Here is a 24,776-nt window from a genome sequence, read left to right as displayed (position 1 = left end):
CCGTTCTCGTCGTGTGAGCGGCGGTTCAGCCGTGTTTCCAGGGTCGTGCGCCGGCGGTTCGCGGGCCATGGAGGTCGTCGGCGTCTCGGGGCGGGGGTTTTCCCCACCATGGCCTCCGGCGGGTGGGCCGTGTCGTTTTCGGTGCCGGTAGTTTCTTGCTGCCGTCGGTCGCGGACAGCCGTGGGGGTTCTGTCGTCGGTTCGGTGCGGGTTCGTTGTGGCTGGTCGCGCAGTTCCCCGCGCCCCTTGGGGAGTAGCAGTCGCCAGCACTTGCATGAGGAGCCGTTGGCTACTGCGTGCGGTCCCGCCACGGCAGCTCGGCTGTGACCACCGTCGGGCCGCCGGGTGGGGAGTCGAGGTCGAACAGGCCGTCCACGGCGCCCAGGCGCTCCGCGAGGCCGCGCATGCCGGTGCCGTCCTCGAGGCGGGCGCCGCCCCGGCCGTCGTCCTGGACCTGGATGAGCAGCCGGTCCTCCGTGCGCCACACGTCCACCGACGCGGTGCGGGCCCCGCTGTGCTTGCTGATGTTCTGCAGCAGCTCGGAGACCGTGAAGTAGGCGATGCCCTCGATGGCCGGTGCCGGGCGGTCCGGCAGGTCCACGGTCACCTTCACCGGCACCGTGCAGCGGGTGGCGACCGAGGACAGGGCCGCGTCCAGGCCCCGGTCGGTGAGCACGGCCGGATGGATGCCGCGGGCGAGGTCGCGCAGCTCCTGGAGGGCCAGCTTCACCTCGCCGTGCGCCTCCTCCACCATCGCCGCCGCCGAGTCGGGATCCTCCAGCAGCTTCTCCTTGGCCAGACCGAGCCCCATGGCCAGGTTGACCAGCCGCGCCTGGGCCCCGTCGTGCAGATCCCGCTCGATGCGCCGCAGATCGGCGGCGGCCGTGTCGACCACCACCCCGCGGTCCGACTCCAGCTCGGCGATACGGCGCTCCAGCTCGTCCGAGGGCGACAGCAGCCCGCGCACCAGGAAGCGGTCCACGTTCGCCAGGCCCCGCGCCAGATACGGCAGCACCGGCCACAGCACGAACAGCGAGGTCAGCACGGTGCAGAAGGTGAGGATGCCCCAGGGCAGCCGGATGACGTCGTACAGCAGCGTCCGCCAGCCCACCGGGTCCTTCAGCGCCAGCCACAGCCGCTGCGTCAGCGCGCCGCTCTTCGCGAGCGGCAGCGGGGTCGGCTCCTCCACCCGCACCCCGAGCAGCCTTCGCGCGCGGGCTCGCTCCAGCTTCCCCAGCTGCCGGGCGCCCAGCAGACTGAGCGCCAGCAGCGGCAGGCCGACGACGGTGATCGTCAGGGACCCGCCGACGGACAGCACAGTGATCGCGTAGACGAAGCCGAACACCGCCACCGGCAGGTTCAGCAGGAGATACAGGATCTCCTTCCACGTGTGCGCGTCGTACGCCGGCCGGATCGGAGGCAGAGGGTCGGTGCCGTCGGCCCGGTCGACGGCTGAGCTGGTAGCGGTCATAACGGTCAGCCTGCCGTGCCGTGCACCCTCCGCGCCATGCGGTATGCCGCCCTCCGCCGACGGGGGAAAACCCCACCCCACACACGTCGCCCGTCGCCGCCATCTGTCTCACGGCGTGACGGGCTGCTTACCAGCTCTTTATCAGGGCCTAGACTCCCGTGCGTACAGATCGTCGAATGATGTCAGGGAGCGAGGTCGGACGGTGCGGGAGACGTTGGGGGACTCGACGGCCGCCGCGGCGAACGTCATCGCGGCCGGCTACTTCCGGTCCTACTCGGTCGTGGGCCTGCTCGCGCTGATCGGCGTGCTGTTCGTCGCGGTCGCCTTCGGTGCGGGCCGCCTGCTGCGCCCGGTCGTGCCGACCCCCGAGAAACTGCTGACCTACGAGTGCGGCGTCGACCCCGTCGGCGAGGGCTGGGCCCACACCCAGGTCCGCTACTACGTCTACGCCTTCCTGTACGTCATCTTCGCCGTCGACTCGATCTTCCTGTTCCCCTGGGCGACGGTCTTCGCCGCCCCCGGCTACGGCGCGACGACGCTCGTGGAGATGTTCGTCTTCCTCGGCTTCCTCGCCGTGGGCCTGCTGTACGCATACAAGAAGGGCGTCCTGGCATGGACGTGACCCCCACCCCTGTGTCGCTCCCGGAGCCGAAGCGGCTGGGCGCGCTGTCCCGCCTGGCCCCCGAGCCGATGAAGGTGGTTCTGAACTGGGGCCGCCGCTACTCGCTCTGGGTCTTCAACTTCGGCCTCGCCTGCTGTGCGATCGAGTTCATCGCCGCGTCGATGGCCCGCCACGACTTCATCCGCCTCGGCGTGATCCCGTTCGCCCCCGGTCCGCGCCAGGCCGACCTGATGGTGGTGTCGGGCACGGTCACGGACAAGATGGCCCCGGCCGTCAAACGTCTGTACGAGCAGATGCCCGAGCCCAAGTACGTCATCTCCTTCGGCGCCTGCTCCAACTGCGGCGGCCCGTACTGGGACTCGTACTCGGTGACGAAGGGTGTCGACCAGATCATCCCGGTCGACGTCTACGTCCCCGGCTGCCCACCGCGCCCGGAGGCGCTGCTCCAGGGCATCCTCAAGCTCCAGGAGAAGATCGCCCGCGAGTCGCTGGGGGAGCGGTACGGCCACTCCCGGCCCTCGGCCGCTGCCCTGACCAGTGACCTGGTGAAGCCACCCGCTCCCGCCGGCGAGGGGGATGCCCCATGAGCACGGTCGGCTGGCTGCCCGCCCCGGTCGAGGACCTGTTCGGTACGGACGCCACGGCCGAGGAGTCCTACGACCTCCTGACCGTGGACGTACCGCCGTCCTCCTGGCTCACCGCCCTGGAGACGGCCCGTACGACCCTGGGCTGCACCTATTTCGACTGGCTGAGCGCGGTCGACGAACCGGGCACGGGCTTCCGCGTCTCCGCCCATGTCGTCGCCCTGGGTCCGGTCCGCCGCCTCCTCGTCCGCACGACCGTCCCGCACGAGGCGCCGGCGCTGCCCTCCGCCGTGGGTGTCTACGCGGGCGCCGCCTGGCACGAGCGCGAGACCCACGAGATGTTCGGCGTGGTGTTCGAGGGTCACCCGAGCCTGGAGCACCTGCTCCTCCCGGAGACCTTCGAGGGCCACCCGCTGCGCAAGGACTTCGTCCTCGCCGCACGTGTCGCCAAGGCCTGGCCCGGCGCCAAGGAGCCCGGCGAATCCGAGCACGGCGGCCCCAAGCGCCGCCAGATGCTCCCCCCGGGCGTGCCCGACCCCAACGAGTGGGGCCCCCTGAAGGGCCAACTGCCCCCTGCCCCGGCCCGCCCGGCGCGCGGCGCGGGCCGAGCGGCGGGCGAACGCCCGGCGGCTCGCGCGGGCGCAGCCGGAGACCGCCCGGTACGACGCACCCGCACGGCGGCGGAGGGATCGGCCAGCCAGACCGCGCAGGCCGCCCCGCCCGAACCGACGGGCGAGGCTGCTGCGGCCGGCGGGGCCAGCGGGGCTGCCGGAGCTGGCGCTACGGGGACTGGCGGGGCTGCAGGGGCCGGCGGGGCCGTGGGCGCTGCCGGTGCGCGGCCGCGCCGGATGCGGAGTGCCGGCGAGGGCTCGGTGAGCCAGACGCGGGCACCCCAGGACGCGGCCGGGCTCAAGCAGGCGGCGGCCGAGGGCGACGCGACCCAGGCCGCGGCGGATGCGGCAGCCGAGGGCCCGGCCGCCGAGGCCTCCGTGGCCCATGAGCCCGGCCCCGCCCCGGCCCGTCCGCGCCGCGCCCGCAGCGCCTCGGAAGGCTCGGCCTCACAGCGACCCCGGGCTCCTGAACCGGCGGCACCGGCCACGGATGAGCCGGCGGCAACGGACGGCGCCGCTCGTCCCGCCCGCCGGACCACGCCCCCGCGCAGCTCGGACGCCCCATGGCACCACGCCCGCCCGGCCTTCGAGGAGCCCGAACAGGCCCCGGCGGCAACCGAACAGGCACCGGAGGAACCGGGGCGGACCGCTGTGGGGCCCGAGCAGGCCTCGACGGAACCCGAGCGGGCGTCTGCGGAGCCCGAGCTGGCCCCCGCCGAAGCCGAACAGGCCGAGCAGCAACCCGAGCGGCCCGCCGGTACCGGCGACGGCCTCCCCACCGACGACGAGCCCGCCACCCCCGACAACCCCGAGGCCGAACCCGAGCCCAACGACGACACCACCCCAGGAGGCCCGCAGTGAACGGCGCGTTGGACGTCGCCCTGCGACTCGTGGTCGTGTTCGTCGTCTTCCTCACCTTCCCGCTGATCGTCGGCCAGACCGAGCACAAGGTGATGGCGCACATGCAGGGCCGGCTCGGCCCGATGTACGCCGGCGGCTTCCACGGCTGGGCCCAGCTCATCGCAGACGGCGTGAAGTTCGCACAGAAGGAGGACGTGGTCCCGGCCGGCGCCGACCGGCGCGTCTTCCAGCTCGCCCCCGCCGTCGCCCTGCTGCCGTACCTCCTCGTGCTGCTCGCCATCCCGATCGGCCCGAGCAACGGCGCCGTCGGCCAGGTCCTCGACGCGGGTGTGTTCTTCGTGCTCGCCGTGATGGGCGTCGGCGTACTCGGCTCGCTCATGGCCGGCTGGGCCAGCGCGAACAAGTTCTCCCTGCTCGGCGGTCTGCGCACGGCCGCCCAGCTGCTCGCCTACGAACTGCCGATGCTGCTCGCCGCCGCCTCGGTCGCGATGGCGGCGGGCACGGTCTCCCTGCCCGGCATCCTGCACGCCTTCCAATGGTGGTGGGTGCCCTGGCAGATCGTCGGCGCGGTCGTCTTCTTCGTCGCCGGACTCGCCGAGCTGCAGCGCCCGCCGTTCGACATGCCTGTCGCCGACTCGGAGATCATCTTCGGCGCGTACACCGAGTACACCGGTCTGCGGTTCGCACTCTTCCTCCTCGCCGAGTACGCCGGGATCGTCGTCCTGTGCGGCCTGACCACCGTCCTCTTCCTGGGCGGCTGGCACGGCCCGTGGGGCCACGACGGCCTGGGCTGGCTGTGGACCCTGCTGAAGACCGCGATCCTCGCCTTCCTCGTCATCTGGCTCCGCGTCACCTACCCGCGGCTGCGCGAGGACCAGCTCCAGAAGCTGTCCTGGACCCTCCTCGTCCCCCTCTCCCTCGCCCAGATCGCCCTCACCGGCATCGTCAAGGTGGTGATCTCCTGATGGCCCCCGTTCCCGGCTCCGGCCTCGCCAAGGGCTTGGCCGTCACCCTCCGCACGATGACCAGGAAGACGGTCACCGAGCAGTACCCGGACGCCCAGCCCGAACTGCCGCCCCGCACGCGCGGCGTGATCGGCCTGTTCGAGGAGAACTGCACGGTCTGCATGCTCTGCGCCCGTGAGTGCCCCGACTGGTGCATCTACATCGACTCCCACAAGGAGACCGTCCCGCCCGCCGCCCCGGGCGGCCGCGAGCGCAGCCGCAACGTCCTCGACCGGTTCGCCATCGACTTCTCCCTGTGCATGTACTGCGGTATCTGCATCGAGGTGTGTCCTTTCGACGCCCTGTTCTGGTCCCCGGAGTTCGAGTACGCCGAGACCGACATCCGTGACCTCACCCATGAGCGGGACAAGCTCCGCGAGTGGATGTGGACCGTCCCGGCCCCGCCGGCCCTCGACCCCGCCGCCGAGGAGCCGAAGGAGATCGCCGCCGCCCGCAAGACCGCCGAGAAGCTGGCGGCCACGCAGACCGAACCGGGGGAGGGCACGTCGTGACCCTCGCCTCGACCCTGAGCCCGGCCGCGGGTCGTACCGGCATGCACTTCGCCGCGGCCTCACACGGCTTCCTGTCCCCGACCGGCGTCGAGGTCGCCTTCCTCCTCGTCGGCCTGGTCACCTTCGGCGCCGCGCTCGTCACCGTCACCACCCGCCAACTGGTGCACGCCGCCCTGTGGCTGGTGGTCGCGCTCGGTGGTCTCGCCGTGGAGTACCTGCTGCTCACGGCCGAGTTCATCGCATGGGTGCAGGTCCTGATCTACGTCGGTTCCGTCGTCGTCCTCCTGTTGTTCGGTCTGATGCTCACCAAGGCCCCCATCGGCCGCTCCCCGGACGCCGACTCCGGCAACCGCTGGGCCGCCCTGACCGTTGCGGGTGCCGCCGCCGTCGCCCTCGTCTGGGTGGTCGCCGACGCCTTCCGCACCACCTGGATCGACCTGAACGGCCCGGCCGCCGGCTCCACCCGGGTCACCGGCGAGAGCCTGTTCCGCAACTGGGTGCTGCCCTTCGAGGCCCTGTCCGTCCTGCTCCTCGCGGCCCTGGTCGGCGCGATCGTCCTGTCCCGCAAGGCGAAGGCGGAGTCGAACCCTCCCCCTGTGAACTCCCGGGGGGTCAGGGAGAGTTCCCCCTCCGTCACGGATTCCGGAATTCACCCGGTCGAGCAGGAAGGCGCCCGCTGATGCACCTCGCCTACCCGGCCGTACTCTCCGCCCTCCTGTTCTGCACCGGCCTGTACGGCGTCCTCGCCCGCCGCAACGCGATCCTGGTCCTGATGTCGGTCGAGCTGATGCTCAACGCCGTCAACCTCAACCTCGTCGCCTTCGACGTCTGGCTCAGCCGGGCCGCGAAGGACACCCTGCACTCAGGCCAGGCGCTGACCCTGTTCACCATCACCATCGCCGCCGCCGAGATCGGCATCGGCCTGGCGATCGTGCTCGCCGTCTACCGCAACCGCGGCACCTCCGACATCGACAAGCTCCGCGACACCGCCGAGGGCCCCGGCACCGAGGGACCGGGCTCCTCCGCGGCCGAGAAGGCTGAGGCCACCGCGTGACCACGACCACCCTCGCCGCCCTCGTCCCCCTTCTGCCGTTCCTCGGCGCCGCGGCAGGACTGCTGCTCGGCCGCACCGCGCCCGGGTTCATCCGCCCGCTCGCCGTGCTGCCGCCGCTGGTCTCGCTCGTCCTGGCGGCGCTGGTCGCAGCACGCCAGGGAGGCGGTCAGGCCAACGACGCCCACACCGAGCTGACGCCCACCGGCTCGGTCCCCATCGAGCTGGCGCTGCACATCGACGGCTTCGCCGCGCTCGTCGCGATCCTGGTCGCGTTCGTCGCGGCCTGTGTGCAGATCTACTCGACGGGCTATCTGCGCGACGACCCGCGCTACCCCTCGTACGCCGCCCTCGTCTCCCTCTTCACCTCCGCGATGCTTCTGGTCGTCTACTCCGGCGACCTGATCGTGCTGCTGGTCGGCTGGGAAGTCATGGGCATCTGCTCCTACTTCCTGGTCGGCCACTACTGGGAGACCCCCGAGGCCCGCGCCGCCTCCCTGAAGGCCTTCCTCGTCACCAAGCTCGGCGACGTGCCGTTCCTCATCGGCCTGTTCGCGCTCGCCACCGACGCCGGGTCCTTCCGCATCACCCGCGTCCTCGGCGCCGTCGCGAGCGGCAACCTGCACCATCCGACGGTCGTCGCCCTGCTGCTCCTCGCGGGTGTCGCGGGCAAGTCGGCGCAGTTCCCGCTGCACACCTGGCTCCCGGACGCGATGGCCGGCCCCACGCCCGTCTCCGCGCTGATCCACGCCGCGACGATGGTCGCCGCCGGTATCTACTTCGTCGCCCGCCTCCTCCCGGTTTTCGAGGCCTCGCAGGCCGCGATGACCGTGCTGGCCGTCATGGCCGCCGTCACGATGGTGGGCTCCGGTCTCGCCGCGCTCGCCCAGGACGACATCAAGCGCGTCCTCGCCTACTCGACGATCGGCCAGCTCGGCTACATGACCGGCGCCCTCGCCGTCGGCGACCGCGGTGCCGCCGTCTTCCACCTCCTGTCCCACGGCGCCTTCAAGGCGCTGCTGTTCCTCGCGGCCGGCGTGATCATCCACGCCTCCGGCACCAACTCACTGGCCGCCATGTCCCGGATGAGCCATCTGCGCGACCGTGTTCCGGACGCCTACTGGACGATGACCGTGGCGCTCCTCGCACTCGCCGCGATCCCGCCGTTCAGCGGCTTCTTCTCCAAGGAGTCCGTCCTCGGCGCCGCCGAGCACGTGGTCGACGGTCACCCGGACCACGCCCCCTGCGCCGCCGGCTGGATCGTCCTCGTCGCCGGTCTGCTCACCGCCCTGCTCACCGCCGCCTACGCGGCGCGGCTGTGGCTGCTGGCCTTCCGCGGTCGGGGCGCCGAGGCCCCCCACCACGGCCGCCAGCCGCTGACGATGACCGTGGTGCTGTGGGTCCTCGCCGTGCCGTCCCTCGCCTTCGGCGGGCTCGCCTACCGCGTCCTGCCCGGCTGGTTCGACGGGCGCGACCTGACCCCGACCCTGCTCACCTCCATCCTGGGCACAGGCCTCTCCGTGGTCGGCGGGCTGCTGACCTACGGCGCCTGGCAGCGCACCACCCAGCTCGCCGCCCGGGTCCCGCTGGGCGCGGTCGCCGCCCATCCGGAGGAGGACGCCGGGCTGGTCGAGGCCGAGGCCATCGCCACCCACGAGCCGGCCTACGGCGACATCGCCTACGCGCCCGACCCGGCGGACCCGGCGCGGCTGCTGCTCGGCCCGCTGCGCCGCCACGCGGCCGCCGGCTTCCACCTGGACGCCGTGTACGCGGCACTGTTCGTCCTTCCGGTCCAGGCCGGAGCGAGCCTCGTCCGGTTCCTCGACCGCGAGGTCGTCGAGACCTACGTACAGGGCGCGGCCGCCCTTCCCCGGCTGCTCGGGGCCGCCGTACGGCGGGCGCAGACCGGCAATGTGCAGACCTATGTGAGCGCGCTGCTCGCCGGCACCGTCCTCCTGGCGGTCGCCGTCGTCCTCGTCGCCACGGGAGCGTGAGCAGGCGTGATCGATATCAACGAGTCCGTGATGCAGTTCCTTCTGGCATTCGTCGTCGTCGGCCCGCTCCTCGGCGCCGTCGCCGCCCTCCTCCCGGCTCCGCCCGGACTGAAGGGGAAGTCACCCGAGCAGGCCGTGTTGCGGCACGGAGTGACCGTGACCGGCGCGATCCTCATTGCCGCGATCGTCCTCGCGCTCGGCTTCGACCACGACCACCCGTCGAAGATGCAGGCCACGACGGACATCAGCTGGATCCCCGCGCTCGACGTGCGGATCCACCTCGGCATCGACGGCATCTCCCTCCCCCTCGTCGTCCTGACCGCGCTGCTGACCTTCCTGTGCGCGCTGTACTCCTACTTCAAGCCGCCCGCGGGCGGCTCGCCGAAGGCGTTCGTCGCACTGCTGCTCCTGCTCGAGTCCGGCACCCTCGCGACCTTCGCCGTCCTCGATCTGCTGCTGTTCTTCCTCGCGTTCGAGATGGTGCTCATCCCGATGTACTTCCTCATCGCCCGCTGGGGCGGCGAGGGCCGGACCCGGGCCGCGTGGAAGTTCATCCTGTTCACGCTGCTCGGCTCCGTGGTCATGCTGCTCGGCCTGCTCCTGATCGGCATCAAGGCGGGCACGTTCGACATGGTGGCACTCGCCACTGACAACGGCCGGTCGCTGACCGCATCCGTGCAGGTCATCGCCGTTCTGGCGATCGGGATCGGGCTGGCGGTGAAATCGCCGATGTGGCCGCTGCACAGCTGGCTGCCGGACGCCCACACCGCGGCGCCGACCGTGGGCTCGGTGCTGCTGGCCGGTGTCCTGCTGAAGATGGGTACGTACGGGTTCGTCCGGATCCTGCTGCCGGTGGCGCCGCACGGCTTCCACACCTTCGCGCCGTACATCGCCGCGTTCGCCGTCGTCGGGATCATCTACGGGTCCCTGGCCTGTCTGGCGCTGGCCAAGCGGGGCGCGAAGGGCGATCTCAAGCGGCTGATCGCCTACTCCTCCGTCGGCCACATGGGCTTCGTGCTGCTGGGCGTCGCCACCATGACCCCGACCGGCGTCAACGGCGCCCTGTTCGCCAACATCGCCCACGGCCTCATCACCGGCCTCCTCTTCTTCCTGGTCGGCGCGCTGAAGGACCGCACGGGCACGACCGACCTGGACACCCTCGCCGAGGAGACCGGCGCCGCGCTGTACGGCAAGGCCCCGCGCCTCGGCGGCCTCCTCGCGTTCGGTGCCGTCGCCTCGCTCGGGCTGCCCGGGCTCGCCGGGTTCTGGGGCGAGATGCTGGCCCTGTTCGGCGCGTTCAAGCCCGCCGCCGACCTCAGCCGGCCGGCCTTCCTCACCTTCATGGCGATCGGCGCGTTCGGCACCCTGCTGACGGCCGCGTACATGCTGATCGTGGTCCGCCGCGTCTGCATGGGCGGCGTCGAACAGGAAGTCCCGAAGCTCGCCGACGTACGCGGCTACGAGTTCGCCGCCTGGACCCCGCTCGTTGCCCTCACAGTCGCCGCCGGACTGTGGCCGAGGGCGCTGCTCGGCCTGACCGACCCGGCCGTGCACCAGCTCCTCGCAGGAGGCACCCGATGAGCGCCCAGCCCCTCGCCGAGTCGCTGGTCCAGTCCGTCGACTGGCTCGCCGTCGCCCCGCCGACCATCGCCGCCGCGGTCGCACTCGTCGTCCTGGTCGCCGACCTGTTCCTGCCCGAGGCCCGCAAGCCCGTCCTCGGCTGGGTCTCGGTCGCCGGTCTCGCCGTGGCCGCGCTGATGCTGCTGCCCCTCCTGGACGGCGACCGCAGCACCTTCTGCCTCACCGGCGCCGGCACACGCGCGTGCAGCTACACCGCCGACCACTTCACGCTGGTCATCCAGTTCCTGGTCCTCAGCGGTGCCCTGCTCGCGGCCCTGCTGTCCGTCACGAACCTCAGCGACGACCAGCGGCGCGTCCCGCCGGGCGAGTTCTGGTTCCTGCTGTTGTCCTCCGCGGCCGGAGCGGCCCTGCTGCCCGCCGCCCGCGACCTGGCCACGCTGATCGTCGCCCTGGAGGTCGCCTCCCTGCCCGCGTTCGCCCTCGTCGGCATCCGGCACGGCGACGAGCGGTCCTCCGAGGCCGCCCTGAAGTTCTTCCTGTCCTCGGTGACGGCCACCGCGGTCAGCCTGATGGGCATCAGCTTCGTCTACGCCTCCACCGGCACGCTCTACCTCACCCAGGTCGCTCAGCGCCTGCCCCACGTCGGCGGACAGCTGCACACGCTCGCCCAGGCGGGTGTCGTCCTCACCCTGATCGGCTTCGCCTTCAAGACGGCCGCCGTCCCCTTCCACTTCTGGGTGCCCGACACCTACGTCGGCGCACCGCTGCCCGTCGCCGCCTACCTGTCGGTCGTCGGCAAGGCGGTCGGCTTCTCCGGCCTGATCCTCGTCACCGTCGTCGCGCTCCCGTCGTACGCCGACGTCTGGGGCCCCGCGCTCGCCGCCCTGGCCGCGCTCACCATGACCGTCGGAAACGTCGGTGCCCTGCGCCAGCAGGCCACGCGCGCGTACAGCGCCGTACGGCTGCTCGCCTGGTCCTCCGTCGGTCAGGCCGGCTACCTGCTGGTACCGATCGCCGCGGCCGGCTACGCCAAGGATCCGCAGAAGGCGATCGGCTCCACGGTGGCCTACGCGCTGATGTACGGCGCCGTGAACCTCGGCGCCTTCGCGGTGGCCGCCGTGGTGGGCCGTAGCCGAGCCCTGAACCGGATCGCCGACTACCGGGGTCTGTACGCCAGCAACCCGCTCACCGCGCTCCTGCTGGCGTTCTTCCTGCTGTGCCTGGCCGGGCTGCCGCCGGGCGTGATCGGGCTGTTCGCCAAGGTCACCGTGTTCTCGTCGGCCGTCGACGCGGGCCTCGGCTGGCTCGCCGTCGTCATGGCCGTCAACGTGGTGATCGCCCTCTTCTACTACCTGCAGTGGACGGCTCTGCTCTTCCGCGCCCCCGAGGGCGAACCCGCCCGACACCACGTCCCGGCCCCCCTCACGGCCGCCCTCGCCCTCACCGGCGTACTCGGCGTCGCCCTGTCCGGAGCACCCCAGCTGGTCCTCCGCTTCGCGGCCACCGGCCTGTTCTGAAGGCTCGGCCACGCACGCGTGGGGCATCCGTGGCCTCCACGCGCGCGTGGCCGTACGCGCCCATCACCCGTACGGCCCCGGCGCGCGGCCGCACCCACCAGGGAACTCGCAGCCGCCGCCTGGCGTTGTCACAAGCGGGAGGGTCCACTGGACCAAAGTGTTCCCCAGCTGCACGACTTGGAGGGCGCACGGTGCACCGCCGGCACAACGGGCTCAGGACCGCAGTACTCCTCGGGGGACTGTCCGCACTCATCATCGTCATCGGCAGCCTCTTCGGCCGCACCGGCCTGATCGTCGCGGTCCTGGTGGCCCTGGGCACGAACGCGTACGCGTACTGGAACAGCGACAAGCTGGCCCTCCGCGCGATGCGCGCCCGCCCGGTCAGCGAGTTCGAGGCCCCCGCGCTGTACCGCATGGTCCGCGAGCTGTCCACGCAGGCCCGTCAGCCCATGCCACGCCTGTACATCTCGCCCACGGAGGCCCCCAACGCCTTCGCCACGGGCCGCAACCCGCGCAACGCGGCCGTGTGCTGCACCGAAGGCATCCTGCGCCTGCTGGACGAGCGTGAGCTGCGGGGCGTCATCGGCCATGAGCTCAGCCACGTCTACAACCGGGACATTCTCATCTCCTCGGTCGCCGGCGCACTCGCCTCGGTGATCATGTTCCTGGTGAACTTCGCCTGGCTGATCCCGGTCGGCCGCTCGGACGACGACGACGGCCCCGGCCTGCTCGGCCTGCTTCTGATCATGATCCTCGGCCCGCTCGCCGCCAGCCTCATCCAGCTGGCCATCAGCCGCTCCCGCGAGTACGAGGCGGACGCCTCCGGCGCCCAGCTCACCGGCGATCCGCTGGCCCTCGCCAGTGCCCTGCGCAAGCTGGAGACCGGCACCCAGCAGCTCCCGCTGCCCCCCGAGCCGCGGATCGAGACCGCCAGCCACATGATGATCGCGAACCCGTTCCGCTCGGGCCAGGGCCTGACCAAGATGTTCTCCACGCACCCGCCGATGGCGGACCGCATCGCGCGGTTGGAGCAAATGGCAGGCCGCCACAGGTGAGTCCGCCGTCCTCCTGCACGACCGGATGGCCGAACTGTGCGACGGCTACGGCCTCACCATGGCCGACCTCAACATCGACCTCGGGCCGCTGGGCACGCTGCTCCCGCCGTGACCGGCGGCCGGCGCGGGAGGGCGGCGGAGCCGACGCAGAAGATCGCGCGCGGCGCGGGAGATCAGCGCCCGGCGAAACCCTGGTCCGACGGCACCACCTCACGCCCGAGCGGCATGAGGGAGATCGGAATGAGCTTGAGGTTCGCCCAGCCGAAGGGGATCCCGATGATCGACAGGAACAGTGGGATGCTCGTGATGAGGTGCCCCAGCGCCAGCCACCAGCCCGCGAAGATCACCCAGATCACGTTGCCGATGAAGGAACCCGCCCCCGCGTCCGGCCGGTCCACGGTGGTCCGGCCGAACGGCCACAGGACGAAGCCGGCGATGCGCAGCGACGCGATGCCGAACGGGATGGTGACGATCAGGACGAAGCAGATCAGGGCGGCGACGAGATAACCGATCGCCATCCAGAAGCCGCAGAAGACGAGCCACAGGATGTTGAGCAGCAGGTTGAACAGCTTCATGGTCGGTACCTCTCCAGGTCGCTCCGCCGGCATGCCTGCTGCCACAAGTATCAGCGTGCCGGGCGTTCAGGCAGAACCGCAGCGTCCTTGTGGCGTGATCGGGAACGTCCGGAGACGATCCGGCTCGGCATCACTCGGCATCACTCGGCGTCACTCGGTGCGCCGTCGCGCCCGCAGTCGTACGCCGTAGGCCGCCACGCCCACCGCGAGCACGCAGGCCCCCACGGCCACCGAGCCGGCGGGCAGTGCGAACGCCAGCGTGGCGCAGCCCAGCAGGCCCACCACGGGTACCACACGGGCCGACGGGGCCGGACTCAGGGTCCACGCGGAGGCGTTGGCGACGGCGTAGTAGGCGAGCACGCCGAAGGAGGAGAAGCCGATCGCGCCGCGCACATCGACCGTCGCGGCCAGTACGGCGACCACCGCGCCCACGGCCAGCTCCGCCCGGTGCGGCACCTGGAAACGCGGGTGCACGGCCGCCAGCGCCCTCGGCAGATGCCCGTCCCGGGCCATGGCGAGGCTCGTACGGGACACGCCGAGGATCAGTGCGAGCAGCGAGCCCAGCGCCGCCACCGCGGCCCCGACCCGCACCACCGGTGCGAACCCCGGCACGTCGGCCGCCCGTACCGCGTCGGCCAGCGGCGCCGCCGCGTGCCCGAGCCGGTCCGTACCGAGGACGGCGAGCACCGCGACGGCCACGCACGCGTACACCACAAGCGCGATCCCCAGGGCCAGCGGGATGGCACGCGGAATCGTGCACGCCGGATCCCGCACCTCCTCCCCGAGTGTCGCGATCCGCGCGTACCCGGCGAACGCGAAGAACAGCAGCCCCGCCGCCTGGAGCACCCCGCCCGCGCCCGACGACAGCCCGATGTCCAGCCGCCCGGCGTCGCTCTGCCCGGAGGCCAGGCACACGACCACCGTGGCCGCGAGCACGGCCAGCACCACCGCCACGATCACGCGCGTCAGCCACGCCGACTTCTGGATCCCGCCGTAGTTCACGGCCGTCAGGGCCACCACGGCCGCGACCGCCACCGCGTGCGCCTGCCCCGGCCAGACGTACGCGCCCACGGTGAGCGCCATGGCCGCACAGGACGCCGTCTTGCCGACCACGAAGGCCCAGCCCGCGAGATAGCCCCAGAAGAGGCCCAGCCGTTCCCGTCCGTACACGTACGTCCCGCCGGAGGCCGGGTAGCGAGCGGCGAGCCGGGTCGAGGACATGGCGTTGCAGTAGGCCACCACGGCCGCGAGCGCCAGCCCGGGCAGCAGTCCCGTGCCCGCCGCGCGCGCGGCGGGCCCCAGGGCCGAGAACACGCCGGCCCCGACCATCGAGCCGAGGCCGACGAGCACGGCGTCCCGCACGCCGAGGGTGCGGCGCAGCCCGGTGCCGGAGGTTGTCATGCGCCGCACCCTACTGACCGCCGGAACCGGGAGGTGGACCACCGGCGTCTCCCTCGTCAACAGGCCACGTACGCGCGGTCAACAGGCAGCGAACGTGTGCTACGACAGCACGGAAGGGCGGGCACCGCTCGGGGGCGCCCGCCCTTCCCTGCTGCACGGATGTCCGGCTGGTGTGCTGCCGGTCCCTACCGGCGTGCTGCCCGGTTCCCACCGGTGCCCTGCCGGTCTCCTACCGATGTCCTGCCGGTCTGCTACCGGTAGTTCACGAACTGCAGGGCGAAGTCGAAGTCCTTGCCCTTCAGCAGCGCGATCACGGCCTGCAGGTCGTCCCGGCTCTTGGAGGTGACGCGCAGTTCGTCGCCCTGGACCTGGGCCTTCACGCCCTTGGGGCCCTCGTCACGGATGATCTTCGCCACCTTCTTGGCGTTCTCCTGGGAGATGCCCTCCTGGATCGACGCGAAGATCTTGTACTCCTTGCCGGACAGCTGGGGCTCGCCCGCGTCCAGCGCCTTCAGCGAGATGCCGCGCTTGATCAGCTTGGACTGGAAGACGTCGAGGACAGCCTTCACCCGGTCCTCGGAGTTCGCCTCCATGAGGATCTTGTCACCGGACCACGAGATCGAGGCGCCCACGCCCTTGAAGTCGTAGCGCTGCGAGATCTCCTTGGCGGCCTGGTTGAGGGCGTTGTCGACCTCCTGCCGCTCGACCTTCGAGACGATGTCGAAACTGGAGTCGGCCATGTCCTGTGGCTCCTTGTATCGGGGTGCGTATCGGGTGCGTGCCGGCGTGCGCGGCGGCGGCCGCCGGACCCGGCGTCATACCGGGCCGCATCCGCACTAGCCTAGCCACCCCGCGAGCCGAGGGGTGGAGATCAACCGGGTGGCGAAGCACCCCCGTGTATCGGGTATTGTTTACGTCGTCGCCAGGGGGCACCGCCGAAAAGCGGTTCGATCTGGTGGCCAACCCCGGCGGTGTGCCCGAGCGGCCAAAGGGAGCAGACTGTAAATCTGCCGGCTTCGCCTTCCCAGGTTCGAATCCTGGCGCCGCCACACGGGAACAAGGGCCCCGTGACCTGCGAGAACAGCAGGTCACGGGGCCCTTGTCGTATCCCAGGGTGATCAGCGGACCGTCTCACGCTGTCTCGCGTTCGAACGCCTCATCTCGATGTGTGGGGCGGGGCGTGGACGGGTTGAGGTGGCCGCGGTCGTGTCGGGGACGGGGCACGACAGTGATCTCCAAGAGCCGGAGGAGTTCGCGGCTGCTGACGGGGACGAGCTCGCCGGCAGGCTCGGCTGTCGTGACACGGGCGCGGGCGCGGGCGCGGGCGCGGGTGCGGGCGCGGGTGCGGGCGCGGGTGACGGCCAGGACAGCAGTGGCGAGCAGGCTGATCAGAGTCCAGAGCATCCAGGAGTTCCAGCAGCTCGGTGCATTTCCCGGCCCAGAACTCGACGCCCTGGCTGACTCATATTCCCGAGGACACCCTGGAGTCGTGAAAATCGGGATGGGCGGCCACTCGGCAGTCTGGGTGGATGGCTTTCCCATCCACCCAGACCGTGAAATCAGGTGTGGTGGGTGCGACCGAGGTTGTTGTTGTTATTGTTGTTGTTGTTCTGGGCACCCGCGTTGTTGTTGTTATTGTTGTTGTTGACGATGACGGTGATACGGAAGCCGTCCTCGTCGAAGTCCGCCCAGTCGTGGGTGGCCTCGTCGTCCGTGTCGTCCTTGGCCTCCGCCCAGTCGTGGGTGGCGTCGTCGTCTTCGTCTTCCTTGGCGTTCGCGCGGTCGTGGGTGGCGTCGTCGTCTTCGTCCTCCTTGGCGTTCGCGCGGTCGTCGTCCGAGTCTTCCTTGGCCTTCGCGCGGTCGTGGGCAGTGTTGCCGCCTTCGTCTTCCTTGGCGTTCGCGCGGTCGTGGGTAGCGTCGTCGTCCGAGTCTTCCTTGGCGTTCGCGCGGTCCTCGGCAGCGTCGACGTCTGCGTCATCCTTGGGGGCGGCGAAGGTACCGCTTGAGCGGAAGGTCTTGGGCGAATCATGATCTGCGGCGTGCGCCATGGGCACTGACCAGAGACCCACCCCGCTGCCGAGCACGATCACGGCCGCCGCCTTCGCACCCAGGCGGGGGCGACGCGAGGGAGCGCCCTCGTCTTGGCTCCAATTGCGCGTCACCTTGCGCTTCGGAAACATTTTGTGTCCTCTCTCCTCGCATAGCCGAGGGAACTGTCCGATCGGTTCGAGAATGCAAACGTTGATCCGCATCCAGCCTCATCACGCTTTCCGCGCGAACTGCATGCGATAACGGTTCGACCTGCGGAGTTAGGCCAGACGCTGACATGTCTGCAACACGTGGCTCAGCGCCGATGGCGCCTCTGGAGACCGGGCGATAAAGTAATTAGCCGCCAATTTTTTATGACGGTCCGTCAGTTTGTCTGGCAGACCGTTTCGGCTTGCATGTCCGGGCAGGCCGGTGGCCCGGCTGTCGCACCGAGTGGGTGCCGGGTTCCACGGCTCCGGGGTGGGGTTCGGGTCGGCGAGACAGAGCGTTTCCGCTGGTCAGCCGGAGTTCGGCAGGGTCTGCAGGCGCGCGAACGTGCCGGTGATCACGTGAGTGAAGGGTCAGTGCCGGGCGAAGCGGAGGCAGCGGCGGCGGCCGGTGGGGGCGAGCATGGGCATCCAGGCCGGCAGGTCGAGGGTCGGTGACGCGTGGTCTTCCCTCAGAAGTCCCTTCAGAGCGGGCGGTGTTCACGTGACGCGCCGTTCCTCGGGATGGGCGCACGGCACGCACATGCCGAGCGAGGGCGGGATGACGCATTCGGCATCCCGACCACACTCGGGGCACCTGCGGCGGGCGGCATTGGCTTCGGCCGGGGTCACCCATTTGGCGGGCCTCGTCGGCCGGACGGGCTTTGGCGGCGCGATCGAGTAGAGGTGGGCGACCAGCGGTCCGCGGCGGCGCCGCGGACGCTCCGACTGGGCTGCCACGTCCCGCCCACGGGGCCGTAACCCGAGGGCGCGCAGTTGCCGGACCGTGGCCGGCCGCTCGGGAGCCAGGTGCCACCGGTGGACGGCAGTGCCGGCTGTCAGACGGCCGCGGTGTCGACGGCTCGCAGGACGGGGCGGGAGGGCTCGTCGTCGCGGGACGGCGAGGATCTGCCGGCGTCCCCAGGACTCGCTCATGCCGAATGCCTCGCCCAGCGCGCGGGCGCTGCGCGGGCGGCCCGTCTGTGCGGACTCGGTGTACGGGCGTGCGGGAGGTGCGCGGGCGCGTGTGGATCGGTTTGCCGCGCTGCGTCCGCACGGGCCGTGACCAGCGCGGACGGTTCCAGAACGGGTACGCCTGCCAGGGCGTCGGCGGCAACCGGGGTGGGTGCCGGTTCGGGGTGTGCCGGGGGTGTGCGGGGCGGGTGCGGATTCCTGCCCGTGCGGCTCGGACACTGCCTCCCGTGCTCGAAGCCCGGCGCCGCCACACGAAAACGAGAGCCCCGTGATCTGCGAGAGCAGGTCGCGGGGCTCTTGTCGTTGCCGTCAGTGGAACTTGGCGGCCATGCCCGCCTCGTAGTCGCCGGCGGGCTGCTGGGTGATGACGTTTCCGCGGTTGAAGGCGTTGATGACGGCGATCTGGGCCACCAGGTCGGCGAGCTGGTCCTCGTCGTAGTACTTGGCGGCGTTCGCCCAGACCTCGTCCGGGACGCCGCCGGCCGCGTCCGCGATGCGGGTGCCCTGTTCCGTCAGCTCCAGCGCGGCGCGCTCGGCGTCGGTGAAGACCTTGGCCTCCCGCCAGGCGGCGACCAGATGGAGGCGTACGGCGGTCTCGCCGGCCGCGGCGGCCTCCTTGGTGTGCATGTCGATGCATCCGGCGCAACCGTTGATCTGGCTGGCGCGGAGCATCATCAGTTCGCGCGTCGAGGCCGGCACGGTCGACTCCGAGAGCGCCATGCCCGCGGCGATGATGTGCTTCATGACCTTGGCCGCGACCGGGGCGGCCATGACGTTCAGACGAGCTTCCACGGTGTACTCCTGGGTGCTTGCCGGTGTGTACGCCCTCTGCGTACGCCCTCTTGGACAGAGCGGACCCGTGCGCTGTGACAGGAAGGGATGTGACCTGCGTCTCAGCGGTGGGGGAACCATTTCACGCGAATCCTGTTCGGTCGCATCCCGCTGGTCGCACTTCCGGGTCTCTTCACTAGAATCGAACGTGTGAACGATGACCGTCCGCTGACGCGTCTCGACATGCTGCGCTTCGCCCGCCGCGTCGTCGAACATCAGGCCGCGCGGCAGCTCGCCCTGATGGACCGGTGGATCGCGGACGAAGAGCGCCGGGAGGCCGAACGGCAGCGCCGTCTCGCCGTCCGGCAGGCCGCCCCGGACTGGCTGATCGAGCGCGGACTGAACGGCCGCACAGCGGTGTACGTCCACGTCGGCGGCTGTGCGAGCGCCGGCGGACGCGTCAAGGCGGTCGGCCGGCAGCAGGCGGTCCGCGCACTCACCGAAGGAGAGGTCGCCGCATGCCCGCTGTGCCGCCCCGACAGTGTGCTGGGAATACTGGAATGACCGGTCCGGGTGCAGGCCCGGGCGGTCCGGACGATGCTGGAGCCATGGCCGGGAAACGACCCATCATCGTGCACCTGCCGTCCCCGACCGGCGGCCGCCGGGTCCGCGTGGACGGTGAGATCCTGGGCCTGGCGCACAACGTGGGGGACCTCGTGGAGTTCCTGCGCCGCGCGGGGCTGGAGATCGAGCCGGAGCAGGTGGCCGACTCACCGCTGATCGACTGGCGCGGAGTGGGCCCCGATCGCTGGGAGGCCGAGACCCGCACCTGACAGCGGTGTCGCGTCCGCGCCGGGTGCGGGCACACTGACGGCATGTCCTCCCGACGCAGAGCCTGCCCTGTGTGTCATCGCGACATCGCCGTCGTCGCGGGCCGCTACGCGCGGCACGACCCGCCCGGGGCGCGGGAGAACGGGGAACTCGTCTCCTGCACCGGATCGCGGCAGCAGGCCCAACTCGGGGCAGTCCAGCCGGCGTTGGACGGATACGCCGTACCGGAGTTTCCCGGGCAGCTGCCTCTGTTCTGAGTTCGCGAAGAGGCGGAGGGGCTTGCGTGTGCGGAGGGGGGCTTTCGTGTGGGAGGGGGCTTGCGTGTGTGGGGCGTGGCTGTTGGGGGACTGACGGGGCGACAGGCCGATAGTGCTGAGGGCTCGGTGGCGGGGCCTGTCCGTTCAACGGCCGGTGGCCGGCCTCAGTTCCCGGCCACCGACTTCACCGCCACCGACACCGGTGTCGATCCGCTGATCAGCTCCAGCGTCAGGCCGGTCGTCGCCGGGGTGTCCACCAACTCCGCGAGTACGGCCGCCACATCGTCCCGGGGGATCGCGCCGCGCCCGGTGTGCGCCTCCAGCCGGACCTGGCCGGTGCCGGCGTCGTTCGTCAGTGAGCCGGGGCGCAGGATCGTCCAGTCCAGGGCCTCCTGGCGGGTGACGTAGGCGTCCGCCTCGCCCTTGGCGCGCAGGTACGCGTCGAAGACATCGTCGCCCCGGTGCGCGGGATCCGCGCCCATCGAGGAAACGACCAGGAAACGGCGTACACGCGCGCGTACGGCCGCGTCCGCGAACAGCACCGCCGCGCCCCTGTCCACCGTCTCCTTGCGGGCCGCCCCGCTGCCCGGGCCCGCGCCGGCCGCGAAGACCGCCGCGTCGGCGCCCTGCAGATGCGCCGCGACCTCCTCCACCGAGGCGGACTCCAGGTCGAGCAGCACCGGTTCGGCGCCGGCCGCGCGCAGATCGTCGCCCTGTTCGGACTTGCGGATGATCCCCGCGACCTCGTCTCCGCGCGCGGAGAGCAGGCGCTCCAGCCGCAGCGCGATCTGTCCATGACCACCAGCGATGACAATGCGCATGATTCCGACCGTACGCCGGAAGGGGCGCATCCGCCGCACGAGTTAACCGGCGTGGCAACACCGCGCCGGGCTCACGCCCACTGGCCCGCGCCGGGCTCACGCCCACTGGCCCGCGCTGGGCGCGCACGAGCGCACGCCCAGCGCTCACACCCACCCGCGCGCTCTCCTCGGATCCTCACCTCGGACCGCGCTCCAGCCCGCACTCCGGACCGCGCGCCCTCACGACAGCTCGCCCCGCCCCTGCCGCGGCAACCCGAGTTCCACCGTGGCCGCCGAGTTGCAGTACTCGCGCACCGCGCTCGTGCGCGCCACCACCCGGCCCCGGTGGACCACGATCCGGCTGTAGGCCAGGGACAGGGCGCCGGCCAGGCGGTTGCCGCGTACAGCGAGGAGGTCCGCGGGAAAGCCGGCCTCCACGCGTACCTCCGGCAGGCCCAGCACCGCGCGGGCCGATGCGCTCACGGCGTCGTAGGCGTCCTCCGGGCGCAGGCCGTGGGCGGAGGCGAGGAGATAGGCCGCCTCCAGGGGGTCACCGCGGCCGACGGGGTTGGAGGCGTCGCGCAGGGCGCCGCTGCCGGCCGACACGCGCACTCCGGCCGCGCGCAGCAGCCGTACCGGAGCGGTGCCGCGGCGGTCGGTCCCGCAGCAGCCGCCCTGAGGCAGGCACACGACCGTCACGCCGGCCGCCGCGAGCTGGTCGGCGGCGCGGGAGGCCGCCTCGGTGGGGAGGCGTGCGAGACCGGCGCACGGCCCGATCGTCACGCCGGGGCGCAGGCCCCCGGCCATGGCCGCGAGCCGGGACAACCGGGCCAGGTCGGAGGCGTCCGTGTGCAGGTCCACCGGGCAGCCGTGCTCGGAGGCCACCTCCAGGACCGCCTCCACATAGCCCGTGGGATCGGGGTCCAGGTCGGGGCAGCCGCCCACCACGGAGGCGCCCATCTTGACCGCGTCGCGCAGCATCGCCAGCCCGTCGGCTCCGGCCACCCCGGTCAGCAGTCGTGGCATCGCGACCGTCGTCAGCTCGGCGAGCCCCCGCAGCGAGCGCCGCGCCTGCAGGACCGCGCCCAGCGCGCCGAGCCCTTGTACGTCGCCCACGCGCACGTGCGTGCGTGCCGCCGTCGCGCCGTGGCCGAGCTGCAGCAAGGCCGCCTCCGTCGCCCGGCGCTGGACGTCCTCGGGGGCGTACGACGCCGGGCCGGGGTGCTCGGCGGACAGCGCGGTGTCGCCGTGGGCGTGCGGTTCGGCCGGGGCCGGCAGGAGCAGGTAGCCGTTCAGGTCCACGCGCGTGGCGCCCGTCCGGGCGGGTCCCGGCGCCAGACTGCCGGCCGTGCCCACCGCCTCGATGCGCCCGCCGCCCAGCCGTACGTCCACCGTCCGGCCGTCGGTGAGCCGCGCTCCGCACAGCAGCAGGGCGGGGTCGGACTGACCCGAGGATCCCGAGGAGTTCGACGGCGGATGGGGCTGCGGCTGGCTGTCGGGCATCGCGCTCCAGGATCGGGGGCGGGGGCTCGGGTTGGCCCGCGTGAGACACCGGGGCCCGGGCCCCAAGATCACGCCGAGCGAGTCGAGCCTAGGGTGGCGAGCCGCGCCGGGCGCGCAGGAGCGCAATAGTCGTACCGGCGTGGTCCGTCGTTGCCGGTGCACATGCCGCGCACCGCGTGGCCCCGCCCTTCCCGCCGACGTCCACGCGCGCGTGGACGCGGCTTCAGCTCCGTGCGAGGGCTCGTGAGGCCACTGCGGGCCCTGGGATAGGGGTGGTCCGGGGCCGCCGGATACGGATTTGGGTGAACGGCGGCGGACCGTGTAATGTCTTCATCGCTCGCCCCAATAGCTCAGTCGGCAGAGCGTCTCCATGGTAAGGAGAAGGTCAACGGTTCGATTCCGTTTTGGGGCTCTGGTGTGAGAGGTCCCGCCGAAAGGCGGGGTCCGATCGCATCGCAGCGGTGTAGCTCAGTCGGTAGAGCAAGCGGCTCATAATCGCTGTGTCACCGGTTCAAGTCCGGTCACCGCTACTCACAGTAGCCGATTGTGGGGTCGGTCCTTCGATCGGCTACTCTTTCTTGCGTTGAATTAGTCCACCCGTTCGTCTTAGGAGCACTCACGTGGCTGCCACCGACGTCCGCCCGAAGATCACGCTGGCCTGCGTGGAGTGCAAGGAGCGGAACTACATCACCAAGAAGAACCGGCGTAACAACCCGGATCGTCTTGAGATGAAGAAGCACTGCCCTCGCTGCAACGCGCACACCGCGCACCGCGAGACGCGATAAACAGGCTCGTTCGCGAGGCCGTCCCCTTCCGAGGGGGCGGCCTCGCGGCGTTTCACCGCCTCACCGGCGCCTCGGCTTCCCCGGCGCTTCGGCTTCACCCGTGCTTCAGCGGCCGGTCCTGACCCGTCCCCCCTGCGCATTGTCCCGCGGGATTCCGGCTAATTTGGGGCCATCACAGCAGACATCAGGAGGTGCCGGGCCATGGCGCTCGACCAGTCCTTCGTTGGACGGACCTACCCGCCCACCGCGCCCTATGAGGTGGGCCGGGAGAAGATCCGCGAGTTCGCCGAGGCGGTGGGTGAGACCAATCCGGTCTACACGGACCCGGAGGCCGCGAAGCAGCTCGGGTATTCCGATGTGATCGCCCCGCCGACGTTCGTGTTCGCCATCACCTTCCCGGCCGCCGGGCAGATCGTCGAGGACCCGCAGCTCGGTCTCGACTACAGCCGCGTGGTGCACGGCGACCAGAAGTTCGCCTACAGCCGCCCGGTGCGCGCCGGCGACCGGCTCACGGTCACCTCCACCATCGAGGGCATCAAGTCCCTCGCGGGCAACGACATCCTGGACATCCGCGGTGAGGTGCACGACGAGGCCGGCGAGCACGTCGTGACCGCCTGGACCAAGCTCGTGGCCCGCGCGGCCGGGGAGGCGTGAGGACCTGATGACGGCGAAGATCGCGTACGACGACGTCGAGGTCGGCACCGAACTGCCGGCGCAGACCTTCCCCGTGACCCGCGCCACGCTCGTGCGCTACGCGGGTGCCTCCGGGGACTTCAACCCGATCCACTGGAACGAGAAGTTCGCCAAGGAGGTCGGACTGCCGGACGTCATCGCGCACGGCATGTTCACCATGGCCGAGGCGATCCGCGTGGTCACCGACTGGACCGGGGACCCGGGCGCGGTCGTGGAGTACGGCGTCCGCTTCACCAAGCCCGTCGTCGTGCCGAACGACGACCAGGGCGCGCTGATCGAGGTCAGCGGCAAGGTCGCGGCCAAGCTGGACGACAACACCGTGCGCGTGGACCTGACGGCGACCAGTGACGGCCAGAAGGTGCTGGGCATGTCCCGGGCGGTCGTACGGCTGGCCTGACGGCACCACCGGAAACAGTGAGGTAAGGGGCGTCCTCCATGGTGGGGCGCCCCTTACGTATGTCCGGGGCCGAGGAGCTTGCCAAGTTAGTGATTGAGTACTAACTTACTTTCCATGCCCAGGATGAGTGCAGAAGAGCGACGCGAGAGCGTCATTCGCGCGGCGATCGCCGAGTTCGCGCGGAAGGGCTACTACGGCACTTCCACGGAGGCGATCGCGAGCCGCGTCGGTGTGTCGCAGCCGTATCTCTTCCGGCTCTTCGCGGGCAAGAAGGCGATCTTCGCCGCCGCGTCGCTCCGGTGCGTGGAGGACACCTGCCGGGTCTTCGAGGCGGCGGCCGAGGGACTGGACGGCGAGGAGGCCCTGCATGCCATGGCGAACGCCTATGTGCGGCTGATCACGGAGCAGCCCGAGAAGCTCCAGATGCAGATGCAGACGTACATCACGGTCGCGGCGGCCGAGGCGGAGGGTGACCACGAGTTCGGCGAGGCCGTGCGGGCCTCCTGGATGAAGCTCTGGGACACCGTCCATCTGCCGCTGGGGGCGGACGACGGTGAGACCACGACCTTCCTGGCGTACGGAATGCTCATCAACACCCTCACTGCCATGGGGTTTCCGCCCGAACACCGGGTCTGGCAGGGGATGTATCCGGCGGCCCGGATCACCGGCCGGCTGGAGAAGTAGCGGAACGA

General features: G+C 71.1%; 28 protein-coding genes, 3 tRNA genes and 1 pseudogene. 22 read left to right on the top strand and 10 right to left on the bottom strand.

The genetic code is table 11. The features are described from left to right. Positions 1–288 precede the first annotated feature (288 nt). Positions 289–1,470, bottom strand: a complete 1,182-nt coding sequence (locus ACWCQS_RS03305) for a sensor histidine kinase (protein WP_451002840.1) — start codon at positions 1,468–1,470, stop codon at positions 289–291. A gap of 202 nt (positions 1,471–1,672) precedes the next feature. On the opposite strand from ACWCQS_RS03305, the gene ACWCQS_RS03300 reads away from it, so the two are divergent. From ACWCQS_RS03300 to gvpK, 12 genes and pseudogenes are all read left to right on the top strand, one after another. After that, complete coding sequence (locus tag ACWCQS_RS03300) at positions 1,673–2,092, top strand: NADH-quinone oxidoreductase subunit A (protein ID WP_388619487.1); 420 nt, start codon at positions 1,673–1,675, stop codon at positions 2,090–2,092. Beyond that, on the top strand, positions 2,083–2,679 hold the full coding sequence (locus tag ACWCQS_RS03295; protein WP_451002839.1) for an NADH-quinone oxidoreductase subunit B: 597 nt from the start codon (positions 2,083–2,085) through the stop codon (positions 2,677–2,679). Before ACWCQS_RS03300 ends, ACWCQS_RS03295 begins: the two co-directional genes overlap by 10 nt. Continuing rightward, entirely contained in the window at positions 2,676–4,148 is a 1,473-nt protein-coding gene (locus tag ACWCQS_RS03290; protein WP_451002838.1) for an NADH-quinone oxidoreductase subunit C, read from the top strand. Before ACWCQS_RS03295 ends, ACWCQS_RS03290 begins: the two co-directional genes overlap by 4 nt. Next, positions 4,145–5,113, top strand: coding sequence for a complex I subunit 1/NuoH family protein (locus ACWCQS_RS03285; protein WP_451002837.1), 969 nt, complete (start codon positions 4,145–4,147; stop codon positions 5,111–5,113). The genes ACWCQS_RS03290 and ACWCQS_RS03285 overlap by 4 nt, the downstream gene beginning before the upstream one ends. Continuing rightward, the gene (locus ACWCQS_RS03280; protein WP_451002836.1) at positions 5,113–5,664 is read left to right on the top strand and encodes a NuoI/complex I 23 kDa subunit family protein; all 552 of its coding nucleotides are present in this window, start codon (positions 5,113–5,115) and stop codon (positions 5,662–5,664) included. The genes ACWCQS_RS03285 and ACWCQS_RS03280 overlap by 1 nt, the downstream gene beginning before the upstream one ends. A 41-nt stretch (positions 5,665–5,705) precedes the next feature. Next, positions 5,706–6,344 carry an NADH-quinone oxidoreductase subunit J family protein gene (locus tag ACWCQS_RS03275; RefSeq protein ID WP_451003018.1) on the top strand — a complete coding sequence of 213 codons (639 nt, stop codon included), beginning with the start codon at positions 5,706–5,708 and terminating at the stop codon, positions 6,342–6,344. Then, positions 6,344–6,718: an NADH-quinone oxidoreductase subunit NuoK gene (gene nuoK / locus ACWCQS_RS03270; RefSeq protein ID WP_153539358.1), complete on the top strand. Its 375-nt coding sequence runs from the start codon at positions 6,344–6,346 to the stop codon at positions 6,716–6,718. Before ACWCQS_RS03275 ends, nuoK begins: the two co-directional genes overlap by 1 nt. Continuing rightward, positions 6,715–8,709 carry an NADH-quinone oxidoreductase subunit 5 family protein gene (locus ACWCQS_RS03265; RefSeq protein WP_451002835.1) on the top strand — a complete coding sequence of 665 codons (1,995 nt, stop codon included), beginning with the start codon at positions 6,715–6,717 and terminating at the stop codon, positions 8,707–8,709. Before nuoK ends, ACWCQS_RS03265 begins: the two co-directional genes overlap by 4 nt. 6 nt (positions 8,710–8,715) lie before the next feature. After that, positions 8,716–10,290: an NADH-quinone oxidoreductase subunit M gene (locus tag ACWCQS_RS03260; protein ID WP_451002834.1), complete on the top strand. Its 1,575-nt coding sequence runs from the start codon at positions 8,716–8,718 to the stop codon at positions 10,288–10,290. After that, on the top strand, positions 10,287–11,807 hold the full coding sequence (locus tag ACWCQS_RS03255; protein WP_451002833.1) for an NADH-quinone oxidoreductase subunit N: 1,521 nt from the start codon (positions 10,287–10,289) through the stop codon (positions 11,805–11,807). The genes ACWCQS_RS03260 and ACWCQS_RS03255 overlap by 4 nt, the downstream gene beginning before the upstream one ends. Positions 11,808–11,998: 191 nt before the next feature. Then, positions 11,999–12,862 (top strand): zinc metalloprotease HtpX, encoded by an 864-nt coding sequence (htpX, locus tag ACWCQS_RS03250; protein ID WP_450982761.1) that lies wholly within the window; start codon positions 11,999–12,001, stop codon positions 12,860–12,862. A gap of 10 nt (positions 12,863–12,872) precedes the next feature. Further along, positions 12,873–12,974: pseudogene (gene gvpK, locus ACWCQS_RS03245) on the top strand (gas vesicle protein GvpK); the annotation flags it as partial. Between the two features lie 61 nt (positions 12,975–13,035). Here gvpK and ACWCQS_RS03240 read toward each other — a convergent pair. The 3 genes from ACWCQS_RS03240 to ACWCQS_RS03230 all read right to left on the bottom strand — a co-directional run bounded on the left by ACWCQS_RS03240 (position 13,036) and on the right by ACWCQS_RS03230 (position 15,578). Beyond that, the gene (locus tag ACWCQS_RS03240) at positions 13,036–13,437 is read right to left on the bottom strand and encodes a YccF domain-containing protein (RefSeq protein WP_451002832.1); all 402 of its coding nucleotides are present in this window, start codon (positions 13,435–13,437) and stop codon (positions 13,036–13,038) included. 150 nt (positions 13,438–13,587) lie between these two features. After that, positions 13,588–14,838 (bottom strand): APC family permease, encoded by a 1,251-nt coding sequence (locus ACWCQS_RS03235; RefSeq protein WP_451002831.1) that lies wholly within the window; start codon positions 14,836–14,838, stop codon positions 13,588–13,590. 251 nt (positions 14,839–15,089) lie between these two features. Further along, positions 15,090–15,578: a YajQ family cyclic di-GMP-binding protein gene (locus ACWCQS_RS03230; protein WP_218514922.1), complete on the bottom strand. Its 489-nt coding sequence runs from the start codon at positions 15,576–15,578 to the stop codon at positions 15,090–15,092. Between the two features lie 227 nt (positions 15,579–15,805). On the opposite strand from ACWCQS_RS03230, the gene ACWCQS_RS03225 reads away from it, so the two are divergent. Continuing rightward, positions 15,806–15,887: transfer RNA gene (locus tag ACWCQS_RS03225), tRNA-Tyr, on the top strand. A gap of 82 nt (positions 15,888–15,969) precedes the next feature. Here the strand turns inward: ACWCQS_RS03225 and ACWCQS_RS03220 are convergent. The 4 genes from ACWCQS_RS03220 to ACWCQS_RS03205 all read right to left on the bottom strand — a co-directional run bounded on the left by ACWCQS_RS03220 (position 15,970) and on the right by ACWCQS_RS03205 (position 18,839). Beyond that, positions 15,970–16,242, bottom strand: a complete 273-nt coding sequence (locus tag ACWCQS_RS03220; RefSeq protein ID WP_451002830.1) for a hypothetical protein — start codon at positions 16,240–16,242, stop codon at positions 15,970–15,972. Positions 16,243–16,397: 155 nt separating this feature from the next. Next, on the bottom strand, positions 16,398–17,018 hold the full coding sequence (locus ACWCQS_RS03215) for a hypothetical protein (RefSeq protein ID WP_451002829.1): 621 nt from the start codon (positions 17,016–17,018) through the stop codon (positions 16,398–16,400). Positions 17,019–17,573: 555 nt separating this feature from the next. Beyond that, positions 17,574–17,915 carry an RRQRL motif-containing zinc-binding protein gene (locus tag ACWCQS_RS03210; protein WP_451003017.1) on the bottom strand — a complete coding sequence of 114 codons (342 nt, stop codon included), beginning with the start codon at positions 17,913–17,915 and terminating at the stop codon, positions 17,574–17,576. Between the two features lie 441 nt (positions 17,916–18,356). Continuing rightward, entirely contained in the window at positions 18,357–18,839 is a 483-nt protein-coding gene (locus ACWCQS_RS03205) for a carboxymuconolactone decarboxylase family protein (protein ID WP_450982757.1), read from the bottom strand. A 189-nt stretch (positions 18,840–19,028) separates the two neighbouring features. Here ACWCQS_RS03205 and ACWCQS_RS03200 point away from each other — a divergent pair, with 189 nt between their 5' ends. From ACWCQS_RS03200 to ACWCQS_RS03190, 3 genes are read left to right on the top strand one after another with little or no spacing between them, the layout of a single operon-like run. After that, positions 19,029–19,382: a DUF6233 domain-containing protein gene (locus ACWCQS_RS03200; RefSeq protein ID WP_451002828.1), complete on the top strand. Its 354-nt coding sequence runs from the start codon at positions 19,029–19,031 to the stop codon at positions 19,380–19,382. 44 nt (positions 19,383–19,426) lie between these two features. Next, positions 19,427–19,651: a hypothetical protein gene (locus ACWCQS_RS03195; RefSeq protein WP_351612174.1), complete on the top strand. Its 225-nt coding sequence runs from the start codon at positions 19,427–19,429 to the stop codon at positions 19,649–19,651. 42 nt (positions 19,652–19,693) lie between these two features. Further along, a complete protein-coding gene (locus tag ACWCQS_RS03190; RefSeq protein WP_451002827.1) occupies positions 19,694–19,906 on the top strand; it encodes a hypothetical protein in 213 nt (70 codons plus the stop codon). Positions 19,907–20,070: 164 nt separating this feature from the next. On the opposite strand, the gene ACWCQS_RS03185 is transcribed toward ACWCQS_RS03190, so the two are convergent. Both ACWCQS_RS03185 and ACWCQS_RS03180 read right to left on the bottom strand, forming a co-directional pair. Further along, complete coding sequence (locus ACWCQS_RS03185; RefSeq protein WP_451002826.1) at positions 20,071–20,727, bottom strand: SDR family oxidoreductase; 657 nt, start codon at positions 20,725–20,727, stop codon at positions 20,071–20,073. Between the two features lie 219 nt (positions 20,728–20,946). Then, the gene (locus ACWCQS_RS03180) at positions 20,947–22,209 is read right to left on the bottom strand and encodes an amidohydrolase family protein (protein WP_451002825.1); all 1,263 of its coding nucleotides are present in this window, start codon (positions 22,207–22,209) and stop codon (positions 20,947–20,949) included. Positions 22,210–22,548: 339 nt separating this feature from the next. Here ACWCQS_RS03180 and ACWCQS_RS03175 point away from each other — a divergent pair. From ACWCQS_RS03175 to ACWCQS_RS03150, 6 genes are all read left to right on the top strand, one after another. After that, positions 22,549–22,621, top strand: a tRNA-Thr gene (locus ACWCQS_RS03175). 45 nt (positions 22,622–22,666) lie between these two features. After that, positions 22,667–22,739: transfer RNA gene (locus ACWCQS_RS03170), tRNA-Met, on the top strand. A 90-nt stretch (positions 22,740–22,829) separates the two neighbouring features. Further along, a complete protein-coding gene (gene rpmG, locus ACWCQS_RS03165; protein WP_003948671.1) occupies positions 22,830–22,994 on the top strand; it encodes a 50S ribosomal protein L33 in 165 nt (54 codons plus the stop codon). Positions 22,995–23,195: 201 nt separating this feature from the next. Next, complete coding sequence (locus tag ACWCQS_RS03160) at positions 23,196–23,648, top strand: FAS1-like dehydratase domain-containing protein (RefSeq protein ID WP_451002824.1); 453 nt, start codon at positions 23,196–23,198, stop codon at positions 23,646–23,648. 7 nt (positions 23,649–23,655) lie between these two features. Then, positions 23,656–24,084 (top strand): MaoC family dehydratase, encoded by a 429-nt coding sequence (locus ACWCQS_RS03155; protein ID WP_388619550.1) that lies wholly within the window; start codon positions 23,656–23,658, stop codon positions 24,082–24,084. A gap of 114 nt (positions 24,085–24,198) precedes the next feature. Further along, entirely contained in the window at positions 24,199–24,768 is a 570-nt protein-coding gene (locus ACWCQS_RS03150; protein WP_451002823.1) for a TetR/AcrR family transcriptional regulator, read from the top strand. The last annotated feature ends 8 nt before the right edge of the window (positions 24,769–24,776 follow it).

The sequence above is a fragment of the Streptomyces sp. NPDC002076 genome (assembly GCF_053593835.1).
Note: the sequence above shows the minus strand (reverse complement) of the source record. Positions and strands in the feature narration are given on the sequence as shown.

Excerpts from the sequence above, each read along its gene's own strand:
- ACWCQS_RS03235 (WP_451002831.1), bottom strand. The coding sequence starts at position 14,838 with ATGACAACCTCCGGCACCGGGCTGCGCCGCACCCTCGGCGTGCGGGAC.
- ACWCQS_RS03295 (WP_451002839.1), top strand. The coding sequence starts at position 2,083 with ATGGACGTGACCCCCACCCCTGTGTCGCTCCCGGAGCCGAAGCGGCTG.
- ACWCQS_RS03155 (WP_388619550.1), top strand. The coding sequence starts at position 23,656 with ATGACGGCGAAGATCGCGTACGACGACGTCGAGGTCGGCACCGAACTG.
- ACWCQS_RS03220 (WP_451002830.1), bottom strand. The coding sequence starts at position 16,242 with ATGCTCTGGACTCTGATCAGCCTGCTCGCCACTGCTGTCCTGGCCGTC.
- ACWCQS_RS03305 (WP_451002840.1), bottom strand. The coding sequence starts at position 1,470 with ATGACCGCTACCAGCTCAGCCGTCGACCGGGCCGACGGCACCGACCCT.
- ACWCQS_RS03240 (WP_451002832.1), bottom strand. The coding sequence starts at position 13,437 with ATGAAGCTGTTCAACCTGCTGCTCAACATCCTGTGGCTCGTCTTCTGC.
- ACWCQS_RS03150 (WP_451002823.1), top strand. The coding sequence starts at position 24,199 with ATGCCCAGGATGAGTGCAGAAGAGCGACGCGAGAGCGTCATTCGCGCG.
- ACWCQS_RS03190 (WP_451002827.1), top strand. The coding sequence starts at position 19,694 with ATGTCCTCCCGACGCAGAGCCTGCCCTGTGTGTCATCGCGACATCGCC.
- ACWCQS_RS03160 (WP_451002824.1), top strand. The coding sequence starts at position 23,196 with ATGGCGCTCGACCAGTCCTTCGTTGGACGGACCTACCCGCCCACCGCG.
- ACWCQS_RS03215 (WP_451002829.1), bottom strand. The coding sequence starts at position 17,018 with ATGTTTCCGAAGCGCAAGGTGACGCGCAATTGGAGCCAAGACGAGGGC.
- ACWCQS_RS03290 (WP_451002838.1), top strand. The coding sequence starts at position 2,676 with ATGAGCACGGTCGGCTGGCTGCCCGCCCCGGTCGAGGACCTGTTCGGT.
- ACWCQS_RS03185 (WP_451002826.1), bottom strand. The coding sequence starts at position 20,727 with ATGCGCATTGTCATCGCTGGTGGTCATGGACAGATCGCGCTGCGGCTG.
- ACWCQS_RS03180 (WP_451002825.1), bottom strand. The coding sequence starts at position 22,209 with ATGCCCGACAGCCAGCCGCAGCCCCATCCGCCGTCGAACTCCTCGGGA.
- nuoK (WP_153539358.1), top strand. The coding sequence starts at position 6,344 with ATGCACCTCGCCTACCCGGCCGTACTCTCCGCCCTCCTGTTCTGCACC.
- ACWCQS_RS03230 (WP_218514922.1), bottom strand. The coding sequence starts at position 15,578 with ATGGCCGACTCCAGTTTCGACATCGTCTCGAAGGTCGAGCGGCAGGAG.
- ACWCQS_RS03255 (WP_451002833.1), top strand. The coding sequence starts at position 10,287 with ATGAGCGCCCAGCCCCTCGCCGAGTCGCTGGTCCAGTCCGTCGACTGG.
- ACWCQS_RS03195 (WP_351612174.1), top strand. The coding sequence starts at position 19,427 with ATGGCCGGGAAACGACCCATCATCGTGCACCTGCCGTCCCCGACCGGC.
- ACWCQS_RS03280 (WP_451002836.1), top strand. The coding sequence starts at position 5,113 with ATGGCCCCCGTTCCCGGCTCCGGCCTCGCCAAGGGCTTGGCCGTCACC.
- ACWCQS_RS03275 (WP_451003018.1), top strand. The coding sequence starts at position 5,706 with ATGCACTTCGCCGCGGCCTCACACGGCTTCCTGTCCCCGACCGGCGTC.